This window comes from Magnetospirillum sp. UT-4 (assembly GCF_902729435.1).
Lineage (GTDB): Bacteria > Pseudomonadota > Alphaproteobacteria > Rhodospirillales > Magnetospirillaceae > Magnetospirillum.
In genome coordinates this window covers 179,238-195,085 of sequence record NZ_LR746522.1, presented here as the reverse complement: position 1 = coordinate 195,085, position 15,848 = coordinate 179,238, and the positions used below count along the sequence as shown (strand labels likewise).

Sequence of the window (15,848 nt, the reverse complement as noted above, 5' to 3'; positions counted from 1 at the left end):
TAGGACGGGCTAGCTTGGCTAAGACTTCGCGGGCGTGACCAGCCCTAACGGCCCAGTGCGTGCGGTAAAGCTGCGATCTGTCAGCGCCAAAGACATCCCGCGCCTGCTCAACGCTGTCGAACTCGACCTCGCCAAAATCTGCTAAAGTTATGAAGGTGGTCGAAACCACCTTTCCATCCACGGCTGTTTTTTCGATACGCCCATACTTGATGAGCATCGTGGCCGTATCGGCTGAGTAGCCGATTTCGCTACAGACAAACGTAGGAAGCTTCTCCAAGAACGTGATCGATTTCAGACCAAGGTCCTCGAGGCGCTTCTCGATATCCGTGGGCGTGTATTCAAACATACGCCCACGACTCATTTCTATAACGCCACTCCGTCCCTCGACAAGATTCCGGTTTCCAAAGGCAATGTAGTTGAAATTTTCTGACATGTGCGTTCGGCTTGTTCGAAGGGGGCGCAACCGGGCATACCTATCATTCCGCTTGCCAGAATACCAGTGCTAGCGACAGCTGGCGACTGCCTGCTTTTGAAACCGTGGGCACATTCCATATTCATCGATGTATTGCATACCCGGTTTATGACCGCATTGGGGTTGGAATTACGGTGATGGGGTGGACGGCCCGTGCTCCCCGGCGTCGCAATGCGCCACAGTGGTCGTTGGAAACTGACCATAGAGGGGGCCGTCCACCCCATCACCGTAATGTGTCCGGCTCGCCCACAGTTGCTGTAAGCAATAGCTTTGGACAGCGGCAACCAGTTATTCATCGCCCGCAGATGAACACAGATAAACACAGATGTTTTTCCTTATCCGTGTTCATCTGTGTGCGCCGTCAGGCGCCTGTGTTCATCTGTGTTCGATGACTCGATGCCGGCCGCGCGTCGCAGGGTCGCCGCGCCCCTCGGGCCCTTGCCGACAACCAAACCGGACGCCCGTGGGCCACCCCCGCCCATGACCAGGCAACTTGTGACCACGTTTGAACGAACGTGCCCCTCCGCCACACCCTCCCCGCCATTCCCCGCATGGTGCTATGCTGGCGGCAACGCAGAGGCAGGAAGGACGTGCGATGCTCAGCCTGGATGATTTGGGCGATGTGAACCGGATGATTTCCATCGACATGGAGACCACCGGCATGCGCACCCCCACCGCCGCCGAGATCAGGAAGATGCCCAAGGGCTATCGCCTGCCCGGCCTCGTCATCGAGATCGGCTGCGTCGAGTTGCTGCGCGACGGCGCGGGGTGGAAGACCGGGGAGACCTGGCATCGGCGGGTGCAACCCAACGGGCCGATTTCCAAGGCCTCCATCGCCGTGCACGGCATCCATCCGGCGGATCTGAAGGACGCGCCGCCGTTCAAGGACGTGCTCGACGATTTCGAGGCCTTCATCGGCCAGGACGTGCTGCTCGCCCACAGCGCCGAGAACGAGATGGATTTCCTGAACTTCGAATATGCCCGCCTGGGCCGGTGCGGGTTCGACGAGGTCATCTTCGCGGACAGCGATTTCGTCTGCACGCAGGAGCTGTCGCGGTCCTTCTTCCCCGGCGCGCCGGGATCGCTGGACGTGCTGTGCGACCGCCTGTGGATCGACCGCTCCGACCGCTTCCAGCATCACGGCGCCCTGCTCGACGCCATCCTGACCGCCGAGGCGTTCCTCAAGATGCAGGGCGGCTTCGTCCAGGACGACACCCGCTCGGTCAGCTTCGGCGACCCATAGACCAGCGACCTCGCCGCTCGCCGGGCGTGGGGGGCATGGGGGCTTTGAGGAATTGGCGTCCCGGAAGGGATTCGAACCCCTGACCTACGGTTTAGGAAACCGTTGCTCTATCCTGCTGAGCTACCGGGACGCTGGCGTCGCGTGCGGGCGATGGGGGCGGTTATAGCATCGGCGGGGCGGGCGGACAAACAATAGGGCGGGATGGGGCGGCAAATGCCGCTTGCGTGTCGCGGTTCCTTCGGTCATGGTCCGCTCCCCATCATTTGCCAGCAGGGAGAAACGGGTATGAGCGGCTTCCGCAGCCATGACGGGCAGTTCTCCGACCGCATGCCGATCCGGCGGTCACTCGACGAGAAGAAGCGGATGCTGGTCCAGTTGAAGGACCAGCAGGCGGCGCTCAAGCCCTATGTCGCCGAGGCCGTGCGCACCGCGCTGGCCAAGCGCATCGCCGAGTTGGAGGCCGATATCCGCCAGGCCGGCGCCGCCAGGCGCTAGATCGGGCGTTCACCTCTCGACAACCGGCACCGGCCGGCGTATGAGAAATTCTCCAGTTCAGAATATCGAGGGTCGAAGACCATGAGCCTGTTCGGTCGACGGTCGCGGGGCGACGATGTCGCTCCCGGCGACATCTTCCGCAAGGCCGGCACCTATGGCGGCGAGTGGGTGGTGGAGCGGGTGTTCGACTACCCCGACATCCCCCGCCACGTCCGCATGGTGGAGCGCAACGGCGCCCGCGCCATGACGGTGGCGGTGTCGATGCTGTTCGACCCCGACTGCTTCACCCCGGTCCCGCCGGCGGTCAGCGCCTGAACCGGCAAGTCAGGAATGCGGGCGGTAGCGGGCCAGATAGGCCGGCGTCACCGCCTCGGCCGCGGTCGCCTGGATTCCCAGCTCGACCAGGCCGGGCTTGCCGCCGCGCACCACGTTGTCGACCTTCAGCAGCTTGACCTGATCGGGGGTGAGCGGCGGCGTCGGCAGCATCTGCAGCAGCGCCGCCTGAATCCTGGCGACCCAGAACGGCAGCGGCACCAGCAATCGGCTCCGCCCGGTCTCGCGCATCACCAGCTCCAGCACCTCCTTCAGCGTATAGCGCCGCGGGCCGCCCAGCTCGTAGACGCGGCCGCCCAGGCGCGGGTTCTCCACCGCGCGCAGGATGGCTTCGGCGACGTCGCCCACATAGACCGGCTGGAAGGTGGCGCCGCCCGATCCGTACAGATCGATGCCCCAGCCGGATTCGGAGCGCACCGGCTTGAAGCCGTCGCCGGTGAACACCGGCAGCACCGGCGACAGCACCGCCAGGCGGGCGAAGCGGTTGAAGAAGTCGTCGTCGGGGCCGAACACCACCGACGGACGGATGACGGTGGCGCCGGGGAAGGCCGCCTGCGCCGCCTCCTCGCCGGCCGCCTTGGAGCGGGCATAGGCCGAGGCCGAATTGCGGTCGGCCCCCAGCGCCGACATCTGCACCAGCCGCTCGGCCCCGGCTTCCCTGGCGGCGGTGGCGACGTTGGCGGCGCCCTGGTGGTGGATGGCCTCGAAGCTGGCGCGGCCGCGTTCGAACAGGATGCCGACCAGGTTGACCACCGCCTGGGCGCCATCGACGGCGCGCCGCACCGAGTCCGGGTCGGTGATTTCGGCGCGCAGCGGATTGACCTGGCCGGGATCGCCCATGGGGCGCAGCTGGGCTGCGGCCTCGGGGTCGCGCACCGCCACCCGCACGGTCCAGCCATTGGCGGCAAAGCGCCTGACCACCTGCCGGCCGATGAAGCCGGATCCGCCGAATACCGTGACCACGCGCCGAGTCATCCGGACATCTCCCCTTGCCGTCGCCGCCGCCGTGCCGGGCGGCGTGCCTATGTCGTTCTTGAGGCGAGGCTATTCGTTTCCAGACGCCAAGGCAACCGCGGGCGGGCAAGAATTTCGCCGGGCCGCACGAATGCCGGTTGACAGCCCCCGCCGCTGTCGGATATCCCTCTCGGCCTCGGACGGGGAGACCCTTCGGGACCACCTGCCCAGGTGGCGGAATTGGTAGACGCGCACGGTTCAGGTCCGTGTGGCAGCGATGTCGTGGAAGTTCGAGTCTTCTCCTGGGCACCATACTTTTTCCCGCGCGGGACGTGACGCCGGGATGCGCCTCTTCGGGGCTCTCTGCCAACGGCCCCTCCGGGAACATTCGGAGGGGCCGTTCGCATGTCCGTCACCTATCATCGTTACGACCTGCCGGCCGGCCTCGCGCTGGGTCCGGTGGTGGCGGTGGACACCGAGACCATGGGTCTCAGCCTGGTCCGCGACCGGCTGTGCGTGGTGCAGCTGTCGGCCGGCGACGGCAACGCCCACGTGGTGCACTTCCCCGAGCCGCGCTACGATTCGCCCAACCTGGCCCGGCTGTTCGCCGACCCGGCGGTGACCAAGGTGTTCCACTTCGCCCGGTTCGACCTGGCGATGATCCGCCGCCATCTCGGCGTGCGCTGCCAGCCGGCGTGGTGCACCAAGATCGCCTCGCGGCTGACGCGCACCAACACCGACCGCCACGGGCTGAAGGATCTGTGCCGCGACCTGATCGGGATCGAGCTGTCGAAGCAGCAGCAGACCTCGGATTGGGGGGCGCCGGACCTCAACGCCGACCAGCTGGCCTATGCCGCCTCGGACGTGCTGTACCTGCACCAGCTGAAGGCCCGGCTCGAGGTGCTGATGGACCGCGAGGGCCGCCGCGCCCTGGCCGAGGCCTGCTTCGGCTTCCTGCCCGACCGCGCCGACCTGGATCTGGCCGGCTGGGACGCCGAGGACATCTTCGCGCACTGATGACAGCCCTCGCCGGGCGTGGGCGGCGCTCTGGCCTGCCTCTCGCCGGGCGCGGGCACCGCGGCGATTCCGTCCAGGCGCCCGCTGATTTGCCTTCCGCTGCCATCGGCGTTGCGTATAGTTAGTCACCGGCGCCGGCATTGGCGCAGGGATTGCAAGTTTGGGATTCCATCCATGACCCATGCCGTGCAGGACGGCGTCGCCGCCGCCGACATCGCCGCCCCCGACTTCGCGTCTGGTGACTTCGCGTCTGGCGACATCGCTTCAGCCCGGCGTGTCCTCGCCACCGAGGCGGAAGCGCTTTCGGCCCTGGCCGATTCGCTGGGCGCCGCCTTCGTCGCCGCCGTCGATTCCCTGGCCGGGGCGGCCGGGCGGGTGGTGGTGTCGGGCATGGGCAAGTCCGGCCATGTCGGGCGCAAGATCGCCGCCACCCTGGCCTCCACCGGCACCCCGGCCTTTTTCGTCCACCCCGCCGAGGCCAGCCACGGCGATCTGGGGATGATCACCACCGACGACGCGGTGGTGGCGCTGTCCAATTCCGGCGAGACTCCCGAGCTGTCGGACATCGTCGCCTACACCCGGCGCTTCGGCATCCCGCTGGTGGCCATCACCTCGCGGGCGGAAAGCTCGCTGGCCAGCAGCGCCGATGCGGCGCTGATCCTGCCGCCGATCCCGGAGGCCTGCCCCATGGGCCTGGCCCCCACCACCTCGACCACCATGATGCTGGCCCTGGGCGACGCCCTGGCGGTGGCGCTGCTCGAGCGCAAGGAGTTCTCGGCCGCCGATTTCCGGGTGTTCCATCCCGGCGGGCAGCTGGGCAAGCGGCTGCGCAAGGTGTCCGACCTGATGCATGGCGGCGACGGCCTGCCGCTGTCCCGCCTGGCCACGCCCATGGCCGAGGTGATCCTGGAGATGAGTGCCAAGAGCCTGGGCTGCGTCGCCGTGGTCGGCGATGACGGCCGCCTGGCCGGCATCATCACCGACGGCGACCTGCGCCGCCACATGGGCGACGGCCTGATGGGCCGCCCGGCGCGCGACATCATGACGCCGGGTCCGAGGACGGTGCCGCCCTCCATGCTGGCGGCCGAGGCGCTGGGCATCATGAACGCCAAGTCCATCACCACCCTGCTGGTGGTGCAGGACGGCCGGCCGGTGGGCGTGCTGCACGTCCACGATCTGCTGCGCTCCGGCCTGGCCTGAGGGTAGGGAGGTGGCCGCCATGGACCTTCGCGCCCCCGCCGACCTGCGCCCGACCCGGCGGTCCCGCGTCCATCCGGTGCGCCCGGGCCATCACCGCTATTCCCGGTTCGTCGTGGTGATGAAGGTGCTGCTGCCCTCGCTGGCGGTGGTGCTGCTGGCGCTGGTGGCGGTGTGGCCGCAATTGCGCAGCGAGGAGGGCCGCTTCCGCATCGGCTTCGCCGACCTGTCGCCGGACAAGGTGCAGGCGCTGTCCATGGTCAATGCCCGCTACTACGGGGTGGATTCGCGCAACCGGCCGTTCACCATCACCGCCGACAGCGGCACCGAGGTCGAAGCGCGCAAGGGCGTGATCGAGCTCGAGGCGCCCAAGGCCGACTTCAGCAGCCGCGACGGCAGCGGCGTCTACATCGAGGCGAAAAGCGGCATCTATTATGAACGCGAACAGCTGCTCGACCTGTCCGGGGACGTCGCCCTCTACCACGACCAGGGCTACGAGCTGCATACCCAAAGCGCCCGGATCGACCTCGGCAAGTCCACCGCCGAGGGAACCGTGCCGGTCACCGGCAACGGCCCGCAGGGACGCATCGACGGCGAGGGCTTCCGCATCGAGGACAGCGGCCGGCAGGTCCTGGTGCTCGGCCGCTCGGCGGCGACGATGAAGGGAGCCGGCAGGAAATGAGGCGCCTCGCCGCAACCCTTCTGCTGGCGCTGCTGGGCGCAGTTCCGGCGCAGGCCCAGGGCTTCAACCTGTCCCGCGGCAACGATGCCCAGATCCAGGTCTACGCCGACCAGGGCATCGAGTGGCTGAGCGAGGCCAACCGCGTCATCGCCCGCGGCAACGCCAAGGCCATCCGCGGCGACATGACCGTCACCGCCGATTCGCTCACCGCCCATTACCGGGCCGGCCCCAACGGCGACGAGATCTGGCGCCTGGACGCCGACGGCAACGTGGTGATCACCTCGCCGACCGAGAAGGCCACCGGGACCAAGGCCATCTACGACCTCGACAAGGCGGTGGTGGTGCTGCACGGCCAGCCGGCGGTGCTGACCACCCCGAAGGAAACGGTCACCGCCAACGACACCCTGGAATACTGGGAAAAGACGCAGATGGCGGTGGCCCGCGGCAACGCCGTGGCGACGCAGAAGGACCGCAAGATCCGCGCCGACACCCTGACCTCGCACTTCAAGGAGAATGCCCGGCAGGAGCTCGAGCTGAACCGGGCCGACGCCTACGGCCACGTGGTGCTGACCACGCCCAAGGAGGAAGTGGTCGGCGACCGCGGCGACTACAACATCGAAACGGGTATCGCCACCGTGACCGGTTCGGTTAAGATCACCCGCGAGGGGAACGAGCTCAACGGCGCCTACGCCCACGTCAATCTGAACACCGGCATAAGCAAGCTGTTCGGCGCGGTGCCGGGCGGCAAGGACGGCGACGGCCGCGTGCGCGGCACGTTCCACCCCGAGAAGAAGGACGCGGGCGACCGCCGCGCCGTATTCAAGGGCGCCGGCCCGACGCCCCAGGGCGAGGCCGGGCGCCGGAAGGAATGACCATGGAGCCGACCATCGCCGCCCAAGACCGCGACCAGCCGGCCGGCCCGCGCCTGGTGGCGGACAATCCCGGGCTGGTGGCGCGGGCCATCGGCAAACGCTTCAAGGGCCGCCCGGTCCTGCGCGACGTGTCGCTGTCGGTGCAGCGCGGCGAGGCGGTGGGGCTGCTGGGACCCAACGGGGCGGGCAAGACCACCTGTTTCTACTGCATCACCGGCCTGATCAACCCCGACGTCGGCGACATCCTGCTGGACGGCCACGCCATCACCGGCCTGCCCATGTATCGCCGCGCCCGCTTAGGCATCGGCTACCTGCCGCAGGAGGCCTCGATCTTCCGCGGCCTTTCGGTCGAGGCCAACATCATGGCGGTGCTCGAGGTGGTCGAGCCGCTGCAGGACAAGCGCGAGGCCGAGCTGGATTCCCTGCTCGCCGAGTTCTCCATCGAGCACCTGCGCCGCGCCCCGGCCATGGCCCTGTCGGGCGGCGAGCGGCGCCGCGTCGAGATCGCCCGCGCCCTGGCCTCGCGGCCCCATTTCATGCTGCTGGACGAGCCCCTGGCCGGCATCGATCCCATCGCCGTGGCCGACATCCGCGACCTGGTCGCCCACCTCAAGGACCGCGGCATCGGCGTGCTCATCACCGACCACAATGTGCGCGAGACCCTGGATATCATCGACCGTGCCTACATCCTCCACGACGGCAAGGTGCTGATGGAGGGCCGCCCGTCCGAGATCGTCGCGCACGAAGGCGTGCGCCGCGTCTATCTCGGCGAACGTTTCAGTCTCTAGGACGCGGCCGCCCATGGCGCTCACCCCACGCCTGGACCTGCGGCAGAGCCAGTCGCTGGTGATGACGCCGCAGCTGCAGCAGGCGATCAAGCTGCTGCAGCTGTCCAACCTGGAACTGACCGCCTTCGTCGAGCAGGAGCTGGAGCGCAACCCGCTGCTGGAAAGCGAGGACGGCGACCGCGCCGACCCCGCCGACCAGCCCGAACAGCCCGAGACGCGCGCCGATGCGGGCGCCGACGAGCCGATCCTGGACGGCCCCGGCACCGCCGACGACGCCATGGATGTGGATTACGACAACCTCTACAACAACGACAGCGCCGCCGACGGAATCGGCGGCGAGGCTTTCGCCGACTGGAGCCGGGGCGGCGGCGGGCGCCACGATTTCGAGGACGGCGACGCCAACCTGGAACAGACCCTGGCCGATGGCGCCACCTTGCGCGACCATCTGCTGTCCCAGCTCAACATGGACATCCACGACCCCGCCGACCGGCTGATCGGCCTGCATCTGATCGAGATGCTGGACGAAAGCGGCTACCTCATCGGCGATCTCGCCGAGGTGGCGGCCAAGCTGGGTTGCGATCTCGGCCGGGTCGAAGGTGTGCTGGCCCGGGTCCAGCGCTTCGACCCGAGCGGGGTGTTCGCCCGCTCGCTCAAGGAATGCCTGGCGCTGCAGCTGGCCGAGCGCGACCGCCTCGACCCGGCCATGGCGGCCCTGCTGGACAATCTGGAGATCCTGGCGCGGCGCGACCTGCCCGGGCTGATGAAGGTGTGCGGCGTCGATGCCGAGGACCTGTCCGAGATGATTTCCGAGATCCGGGCGCTCGATCCCAAGCCGGCGCTGAGATTCGACCACGCGGTGGCGCAGCCGATCACGCCGGACGTGCTGATGCGCCGCGCCTCGGACGGCGGCTGGCTGGTCGAGCTCAATTCCGACACCCTGCCCCGGGTGCTAGTCAACAGCCGCTACTATGCCAAGGTGTCGGGCGTCGCCCGCAACAAGGACGAGAAGAGCTACCTGTCCGAGCGCTACCAGTCGGCCAACTGGCTGGTCAAGTCGCTGCACCAGCGCGCCACCACCATCCTCAAGGTCGCCACCGAGCTGGTGCGCCAGCAGGACGCCTTCTTCCGCCACGGCGTGCAGCACCTCAAGCCGCTGGTGTTGCGCGACATCGCCGCCGCCATCGGCATGCACGAGAGCACGGTCAGCCGGGTGACCTCCAACAAGTACCTGGCGACGCCGCGCGGCATCTACGAGCTGAAGTACTTCTTCACCCAGGCCATCGGCTCCAACGACGGCGGCGACGCCCATTCGGCCGAGGCGGTGCGCCACCGCATCAAGGCGCTGATCGACGCCGAAGGGCGCGACATCCTGTCCGACGACCGAATTGTTGAGCTGCTGAAGGGCGAAGGCATCGACATCGCCCGCCGGACGGTGGCAAAGTACCGGGAAGGCATGAACATCGCGTCGTCGGTACAGCGCCGGCGCGAGAAATCGCTGGGGGTCTAGCCAGGTGCTTTTCCCGCGGCGCTTGACTCGGAAGTGGTGCGGAACTATGTTCCGGCCCTCCCTTGGACCGGTTCGCGGAATGGCAACATTCGGACCGTGAGAGGCGGAACGCCCGGTGTCGAAGGCCATCCGCGGATAGAGAGGGTACGTCCCATGGATATCGCCGATCTGATCAGCCCGGCCGCCGTGATTCCCAACCTGCGCGCGACGTCGAAGAAACAGGCTCTGCAGGAACTGGCGCGAAAGGCGGCCGAACTGGCCGGCCTGCACGAACGCCAGGTGTTCGACGTGCTGCTCGAGCGCGAGCGGCTGGGCACCACCGGTGTCGGCAACGGCATCGCCATCCCGCACGGCAAGCTGGCCACCATCGACAAGCTGCACGGCCTGTTCGCCCGCCTCGAACGCCCCATCAATTTCGAATCCATCGACGAGCAGCCGGTCGATCTGATCTTCCTGCTGCTGGCCCCCGAATCGGCCGGCGCCGACCACCTCAAGGCGCTGGCCCGGGTGTCGCGGCTGCTGCGCGACAAGGGGGTGTGCGAGAAGCTGCGCGGCACCGACAGTCCCGACGGCCTCTACGCCCTGCTCACCGAATCGCCGGCCAGCCGCGCCGCCTGATCCTCTTGTCGCGGTGCGGCGAAAGGCAGTAGAAAGGGGGCCATGCGAACCCTCTACCACCATCCCCTGTGTCCGTTCTCGCGCAAGGTCCGCCTGGTGCTGGCCGAAAAGAAGCTGGAGTTCGAGGGGCACGTCGAGCGCTACTGGGAACGCCGCGACGACTTCGCCGCCCTCAACCCGGCGGCCGAGGTGCCGGTCCTGGTCGAGGAGGGCGGCACCGCCCTGGCCGATTCGGCAGCCATCTGCGAATACCTGGACGAGGTCCACCGCGAGCCGCCGCTGATGCCGGCCGAGCCCCACGGCCGCGCCGAGGTGCGCCGCCTGGTCGGCTGGTTCGACGGCAAATTCCATCGCGAGGTGACCGCCAACCTGGTCGGCGAGAAGGTCATCAAGCGCCTGACCACCAGCCACGGCGAGCCCGATTCCCGCGCCATCCGCGCCGGCTTCGCCGCCATCCACCAGCACCTGGAATACATCGGCTGGCTGGCCGAGCGGCGGACCTGGCTGGCCGGCGCCCAATACTCGCTGGCCGACGTCGCCGCGGCGGCCCAGATCTCGTGCATCGACTACATCGGCGACGTGCCCTGGGATCGCCACCCCAACGCCAAGGACTGGTACGCCCGCGTCAAGTCCCGCCCGGCCTTCCGCCCGCTGCTGGCCGACCACCTGCCCGGCGTGCCGCCGCCCCGGCACTACGCCGATCTGGATTTCTGACGCCACTGTCCCCTTATATCCCCGTATCTCCCCAGCTATGGCGATATCGTACAATTCCGTTAAATCAACGGATTGTCGGTGCGTCGCAGCGCCCGCAGCACAAAATCGCCGGTTTGGCGCTTGACAGGGAAGCCCCTCCCCCCTAGATCGTTGGCACTCGTCGGCCGGGAGTGCTAACACCTCCCGGCCCGGCTTTGTCAAATTCCAGGACCAAACCGCATTGACGGAGGTTTTCTTATGAAGTTCCGCCCGCTCCATGATCGTGTGCTTGTCAAGCGCATCGACGCGGAAGAAAAGACCGCCGGGGGTATCATCATCCCCGACACCGCCAAGGAAAAGCCGATGCAGGGCGAGGTCGTCGCCGTCGGTTCCGGTGCTCGCGGCGAGGACGGCAAGGTCGTCGCCCTCGACGTCAAGGCCGGTGACCGCATCCTGTTCGGCAAGTGGTCCGGCACCGAGGTCAAGATCGACGGCGAAGAGCTGCTGATCATGAAGGAATCCGACATCCTGGGCATCCTCGCCTAAGGATTCTCCCCCGCCATCCGGAATTAGAGGTTCAAGACAATGGCTGCCAAGGAAGTCAAGTTCTCCACCGACGCGCGCACCAAGATGCTGCGCGGCGTGGACATCCTCGCCGATGCCGTCAAGGTCACCCTGGGCCCCAAGGGCCGCAACGTGGTGATCGAGAAGAGCTTCGGCGCCCCGCGCATCACCAAGGACGGCGTCACCGTCGCCAAGGAGATCGAGCTGGCCGACAAGTTCGAGAACATGGGCGCCCAGATGGTGCGCGAAGTGGCCTCGAAGACCGCCGACCTGGTCGGCGACGGCACCACCACCGCCACCGTGCTGGCCCAGGCCATCGTCCGCGAGGGCAACAAGTCGGTGGCCGCCGGCATGAACCCGATGGACCTGAAGCGCGGCATCGACATGGCCGTCGAGGCCGTGGTCGCCGACGTCAAGTCGCGCTCCAAGAAGGTCTCCACCAACGCCGAGATCGCCCAGGTCGGCACCATCTCCGCCAACGGCGAGGCCGATATCGGCAAGAAGATCGCCGAGGCCATGGAGAAGGTCGGCAACGAGGGCGTCATCACCGTCGAGGAGGCCAAGGGCTTCGAGACCGAGCTGGACGTGGTCGAGGGCATGCAGTTCGACCGCGGCTATTCCAGCCCGTACTTCGTCACCAATGCCGAGAAGATGACCTGCGAGCTCGACAGCCCCTACATCCTGCTGTTCGAGAAGAAGCTGTCCGGCCTGCAGCCGCTGCTCCCCGTCCTCGAGGCGGTGGTGCAGTCGTCGCGTCCGCTGCTGATCATCGCCGAGGACGTCGAGGGCGAGGCCCTGGCCACCCTGGTGGTCAACAAGCTGCGTGGCGGCCTCAAGGTCGCCGCCGTCAAGGCGCCGGGCTTCGGTGACCGCCGCAAGGCCATGCTGGAAGACATCGCCATCCTGACCGGCGGCCAGGTGATCTCGGAAGACCTCGGCATCAAGCTGGAAAGCGTCACCCTGGACATGCTGGGCACCGCCAAGAAGGTGTCCATCACCAAGGAAGACACCACCATCGTCGACGGTGCCGGCGCCAAGGCCGACATCGAGGCCCGCATCAAGCAGATCAAGGCGCAGATCGAGGAGACCACCTCGGACTACGACCGCGAGAAGCTGCAGGAGCGCCTGGCCAAGCTGGCCGGCGGCGTGGCCGTCATCAAGGTCGGCGGCGCCACCGAGGTCGAGGTGAAGGAGCGCAAGGATCGCGTCGATGACGCCCTGCACGCCACCCGCGCCGCGGTCGAGGAAGGCATCGTCCCGGGCGGCGGCGTCGCCCTGCTCTATGCCGTCAACGCCCTGGCCAGCCTGAAGCCCGGCAATGACGACCAGAAGGTCGGCATCGAGATCGTCCGTCGCGCCATCCAGTGGCCGGCGCGTCAGATCGCCGAGAACGCCGGCTTCGACGGCGCCGTGGTGGCCGGCAAGCTGCTCGAGTCCAAGGACACCTCCTTCGGCTTCGACGCCCAGTCCGGCACCTACACCGACATGATCAAGGCCGGCATCATCGATCCGACCAAGGTGGTGCGCACCGCGCTGCAGGACGCCGCTTCGGTGGCCGGCCTGCTCATCACCACCGAGGCGATGATCGCCGAGAAGCCCAAGAAGGACTCCGCCCCGGCCATGCCGGGCGGCGGCATGGGCGGCATGGGCGACATGGACTTCTAAGTCCCGTCTCCCGACCGATCAGGTCACGGGAAGCCCCCTCCCGAGCGGAGGGGGCTTTCTTTTTGGGCCGCCGCATACACCGCGAAGACCAGCTTGGCCGCGCCGTAGCGCCGCTCGTCCACCACCGTGAAGCCGTCCGGCGGGGTGAAATCCTCGGCGGCCGCCACCTCGACCACGCACAGGGCGCTTTCGGCCAGCCAGCCGGCGCCGGCCAGCGCCGCCAGGGCGGGTTCGGACAATCCCTTGCCGTAGGGGGCGTCGAGGAAGGCCAGGGTGCAGGGCGCTACGGCGGCCGGCGGCCGGGTGGCGTCGGCGCGCAGCACTGTGGCGGTCTCGCCCAGACTCTTCAGGTTGTCGCGGATGGCGGCCAGCGCCGCCGGGTGGCTGTCGAGGAACGTCACGGCGGCGGCGCCGCGCGACAGCGCCTCCAGCCCCAGCGCGCCCGACCCGGCGAAGGCATCGACCACCACCGCGCCGTCCAGCGCGACCAGCGGCGAATGGGCCAGGATGTTGAACAGCGCCTCGCGCGCCCGGTCGGCGGTGGGGCGGGTGGCGCCGCCGGCGGGCGCCGCCAGGCGCCGCCCCCTATGCCTTCCGCCGACGATCCGCATGGCCGGGGCTCTTGTGCTTCGGCGCCTTGTGCCGGGGTCCCGGCGGCGGCTTGGGCTTTTCCGGTTCGGCCTTGGCCCAGCCGCTGTCGCCTTGGCCCAGCTGGTCCTTGACCACCTTGGCCGGCACCTCGTCGACCGCGCCTTCGGCCAGGCTGCCCAGTTGGAACGGGCCGTAGGAGACGCGGATCAGCCGGCTGACCGGCCAGCCCAGATGCTCCATGACCTTGCGGATCTCGCGGTTCTTGCCTTCCTTCAGCGAGATGGTCAGCCAGGCGTTGGAGCCCTGCTGACGGTCCAGCACCGCCATGATCGGCCCGTACCTCACCCCCTCGACGGTGAGACCGCGCTCCAGCGGCACCAGCCGCTCGGTGTCGATCACCCCGTGCACCCGCACCCGGTAGCGCCGCACCCAGCCCTGGGCCGGCAGTTCCAGCGCCCGGGCCAGGCCGCCGTCGTTGGTCAGCAGCAGCAGCCCCTCGGAGCTGAGATCGAGGCGGCCGATGGAGATCACCCGGGGCAGGCCCTCGGGCAGCTTCTCGAACACCGTCGGCCGCCCCTGCGGGTCGCGGTGGGTGGTGACCAGCCCGGCCGGCTTGTGGTAGCGCCACAGCCGCGCCCGCTCCGGCTCGCCCACCGGCTTGCCGTCGACGCTGACGGTGTCGGCATCGGTGACGACGCAGGCCGGACTGTCCAGCACGGTGCCGTTGACCGCCACCCGGCCGAGCGCGATCAGCCGCTCGGCCTCGCGCCGCGAGCAGATGCCGGCGCGGGCCAGCCGCTTGGCGACGCGCTCGCCTTTCTCGTCGTGGGCGCCCTTCTCGTCGTGGGCGCCTTTCTCGTCGGGGGCGCCCTTGTCCTTGGTTTTTTCTTCGCTCATGTGCGGCAGGCCTCGATGAAGGCGGTCCACAACGCCGCGTCGGCGGCGCTGATGATGAATTCCGGGTGCCATTGCACGCCGATGCAGAAGCGCCGCGACGGGTCCTCGATGCCCTCGATCACCCCGTCGGCGGCGATGGCGTCGGCGACGCAGCCCGGCGCCACCGCCTTGACCGCCTGGTGATGGGCGGAATTGACGGCGATGCGGTCGGTGCCGGCGATGGCGGCCAGCAGGGTGCCGGGCACCAGCGCGACCTCGTGCCCGGCCTGGTCACGCGGGTTGGGCTGCTCGTGGGCCAGGGCGTCTGCCACCTCGTCGGGGATGTGCTGGATCAGGGTGCCGCCCAGGGCGACATTGAGCAACTGCTGGCCGCCGCAGATGCCCAGGATGGGCAGGTCGCGGGCCAGCGCCCCCCGCAGGATGGCCAGCTCGAACGCGGTGCGCCGCGCCTTGGTGGTGACGCTGGCGTGGCGCTCGGGGGCGCCGAACAGCGCCGGGTCGACGTCGAAGGCGCCGCCCGTCACCACCAGGCCGTCGATCACCTCCAGGTACTCCCCGGCCAGCTCCGGCTCGTGCGGCAGCGCCATGGGCAGGCCGCCGGCCGCCGCCACCGCGCCGCAATAGTTCCGGCGCAGGGCATACCAGGGGAAGGCGGCGTAGCCGCCGGGCTCCTCGCTGTCCAGGGTGATGCCGATGACGGGCAGGGTGCTCATGGCTGCATCGTATAGAACCCTGCCAAGGTGGCGGCAATGTGTTATTCCAGCCCCATGACCGACTTCATGTCCCTTGCCTTCGACCAGGCCCGCGCCGCCGCCGCCCGCGGCGAGGTGCCGGTGGGCGCGGTGGTGGTGCGGGACGGCGCGGTGCTGGCCGCCGCCGGCAACCGGGTCGAGGAGCTGTCCGACCCCACCGCCCATGCCGAGGTGCTGGCGCTGCGCCAGGCCGCCGCCCAATTGGGGCAGCCCCGGCTGGAGGGCTGCGACCTCTACGTCACCCTGGAACCCTGCCCCATGTGCGCGGCGGCGGTCGCGCTGGCCCGCATCCGCCGGCTGCACTTCGCCGCCTACGACCCCAAGGGCGGCGGCGTCGAGCACGGCGCCCGGGTGTTCGATCATCCCACCTGCCATCACCGTCCCGAGGTGGTGGGCGGCGTGCGGGAATCGGAAGCGGCCGAGTTGCTGAAGGCCTTCTTCCGGGAGAGACGGTGACATATATTTATAGAGGTAAATGCATAAAACTTTAGATAACTATGTACAGATT

Annotated in this window: 19 protein-coding genes and 2 tRNA genes; 15 read left to right on the top strand and 6 right to left on the bottom strand. The window is 68.3% G+C overall.

Annotation, left to right across the window (positions count from 1 at the left end; translation table 11 throughout):
- Positions 1–346, bottom strand: a 346-nt coding sequence (locus tag MTBUT4_RS17295; protein ID WP_217424197.1) for a hypothetical protein, incomplete at its 3' end; no start/stop codon positions are given.
- Between the two features lie 721 nt (positions 347–1,067).
- Here MTBUT4_RS17295 and MTBUT4_RS17290 point away from each other — a divergent pair.
- On the top strand, positions 1,068–1,715 hold the full coding sequence (locus MTBUT4_RS17290) for an exonuclease domain-containing protein (RefSeq protein ID WP_173980943.1): 648 nt from the start codon (positions 1,068–1,070) through the stop codon (positions 1,713–1,715).
- Between the two features lie 53 nt (positions 1,716–1,768).
- On the opposite strand, the gene MTBUT4_RS17285 is transcribed toward MTBUT4_RS17290, so the two are convergent.
- A tRNA-Arg gene (locus MTBUT4_RS17285) sits at positions 1,769–1,845 on the bottom strand.
- Between the two features lie 155 nt (positions 1,846–2,000).
- On the opposite strand from MTBUT4_RS17285, the gene MTBUT4_RS17280 reads away from it, so the two are divergent.
- On the top strand, positions 2,001–2,210 hold the full coding sequence (locus tag MTBUT4_RS17280; protein ID WP_173980942.1) for a hypothetical protein: 210 nt from the start codon (positions 2,001–2,003) through the stop codon (positions 2,208–2,210).
- A gap of 81 nt (positions 2,211–2,291) precedes the next feature.
- Positions 2,292–2,525 carry a hypothetical protein gene (locus MTBUT4_RS17275; protein WP_173980941.1) on the top strand — a complete coding sequence of 78 codons (234 nt, stop codon included), beginning with the start codon at positions 2,292–2,294 and terminating at the stop codon, positions 2,523–2,525.
- Positions 2,526–2,534: 9 nt separating this feature from the next.
- Here MTBUT4_RS17275 and MTBUT4_RS17270 read toward each other — a convergent pair whose 3' ends face one another.
- On the bottom strand, positions 2,535–3,518 hold the full coding sequence (locus MTBUT4_RS17270; protein ID WP_173980940.1) for a complex I NDUFA9 subunit family protein: 984 nt from the start codon (positions 3,516–3,518) through the stop codon (positions 2,535–2,537).
- A gap of 204 nt (positions 3,519–3,722) precedes the next feature.
- Here MTBUT4_RS17270 and MTBUT4_RS17265 point away from each other — a divergent pair.
- The 11 genes from MTBUT4_RS17265 (at position 3,723) to groL (ending at position 13,100) form a co-directional block, all read left to right on the top strand.
- A tRNA-Leu gene (locus MTBUT4_RS17265) sits at positions 3,723–3,809 on the top strand.
- Positions 3,810–3,902: 93 nt separating this feature from the next.
- A complete protein-coding gene (locus tag MTBUT4_RS17260; RefSeq protein WP_173980939.1) occupies positions 3,903–4,514 on the top strand; it encodes a ribonuclease D in 612 nt (203 codons plus the stop codon).
- A 174-nt stretch (positions 4,515–4,688) separates the two neighbouring features.
- Positions 4,689–5,714: an SIS domain-containing protein gene (locus tag MTBUT4_RS17255; RefSeq protein WP_173980938.1), complete on the top strand. Its 1,026-nt coding sequence runs from the start codon at positions 4,689–4,691 to the stop codon at positions 5,712–5,714.
- 19 nt (positions 5,715–5,733) lie between these two features.
- Positions 5,734–6,393 (top strand): LPS export ABC transporter periplasmic protein LptC, encoded by a 660-nt coding sequence (lptC, locus tag MTBUT4_RS17250; protein ID WP_173980937.1) that lies wholly within the window; start codon positions 5,734–5,736, stop codon positions 6,391–6,393.
- On the top strand, positions 6,390–7,265 hold the full coding sequence (locus tag MTBUT4_RS17245; protein ID WP_173980936.1) for an LptA/OstA family protein: 876 nt from the start codon (positions 6,390–6,392) through the stop codon (positions 7,263–7,265). Before lptC ends, MTBUT4_RS17245 begins: the two co-directional genes overlap by 4 nt.
- Positions 7,262–8,053, top strand: a complete 792-nt coding sequence (lptB, locus tag MTBUT4_RS17240; protein WP_173980935.1) for an LPS export ABC transporter ATP-binding protein — start codon at positions 7,262–7,264, stop codon at positions 8,051–8,053. The genes MTBUT4_RS17245 and lptB overlap by 4 nt, the downstream gene beginning before the upstream one ends.
- Positions 8,054–8,066: 13 nt before the next feature.
- A complete protein-coding gene (gene rpoN / locus MTBUT4_RS17235) occupies positions 8,067–9,560 on the top strand; it encodes an RNA polymerase factor sigma-54 (RefSeq protein ID WP_173980934.1) in 1,494 nt (497 codons plus the stop codon).
- A 153-nt stretch (positions 9,561–9,713) separates the two neighbouring features.
- A complete protein-coding gene (gene ptsN / locus MTBUT4_RS17230) occupies positions 9,714–10,178 on the top strand; it encodes a PTS IIA-like nitrogen regulatory protein PtsN (protein ID WP_173980933.1) in 465 nt (154 codons plus the stop codon).
- A gap of 42 nt (positions 10,179–10,220) precedes the next feature.
- Positions 10,221–10,892: a glutathione S-transferase family protein gene (locus MTBUT4_RS17225; protein WP_173980932.1), complete on the top strand. Its 672-nt coding sequence runs from the start codon at positions 10,221–10,223 to the stop codon at positions 10,890–10,892.
- Between the two features lie 237 nt (positions 10,893–11,129).
- Positions 11,130–11,417 (top strand): co-chaperone GroES, encoded by a 288-nt coding sequence (gene groES / locus MTBUT4_RS17220; protein ID WP_173980931.1) that lies wholly within the window; start codon positions 11,130–11,132, stop codon positions 11,415–11,417.
- 39 nt (positions 11,418–11,456) lie between these two features.
- Entirely contained in the window at positions 11,457–13,100 is a 1,644-nt protein-coding gene (groL, locus tag MTBUT4_RS17215) for a chaperonin GroEL (protein ID WP_173980930.1), read from the top strand.
- Positions 13,101–13,123: 23 nt separating this feature from the next.
- On the opposite strand, the gene rsmD is transcribed toward groL, so the two are convergent.
- Genes rsmD through MTBUT4_RS17200 form a run of 3 tightly spaced genes read right to left on the bottom strand, consistent with a single transcriptional unit; the run spans position 13,124 to position 15,301 of the window.
- A complete protein-coding gene (gene rsmD / locus MTBUT4_RS17210) occupies positions 13,124–13,711 on the bottom strand; it encodes a 16S rRNA (guanine(966)-N(2))-methyltransferase RsmD (protein WP_173980929.1) in 588 nt (195 codons plus the stop codon).
- Positions 13,686–14,588, bottom strand: a complete 903-nt coding sequence (locus MTBUT4_RS17205) for a pseudouridine synthase (protein ID WP_173980928.1) — start codon at positions 14,586–14,588, stop codon at positions 13,686–13,688. The genes rsmD and MTBUT4_RS17205 overlap by 26 nt, the downstream gene beginning before the upstream one ends.
- Positions 14,585–15,301 (bottom strand): gamma-glutamyl-gamma-aminobutyrate hydrolase family protein, encoded by a 717-nt coding sequence (locus MTBUT4_RS17200; protein ID WP_173980927.1) that lies wholly within the window; start codon positions 15,299–15,301, stop codon positions 14,585–14,587. The genes MTBUT4_RS17205 and MTBUT4_RS17200 overlap by 4 nt, the downstream gene beginning before the upstream one ends.
- Positions 15,302–15,367: 66 nt before the next feature.
- Here MTBUT4_RS17200 and MTBUT4_RS17195 point away from each other — a divergent pair, with 66 nt between their 5' ends.
- Positions 15,368–15,796 carry a nucleoside deaminase gene (locus MTBUT4_RS17195; protein WP_217424201.1) on the top strand — a complete coding sequence of 143 codons (429 nt, stop codon included), beginning with the start codon at positions 15,368–15,370 and terminating at the stop codon, positions 15,794–15,796.
- Positions 15,797–15,848 lie beyond the last annotated feature (52 nt).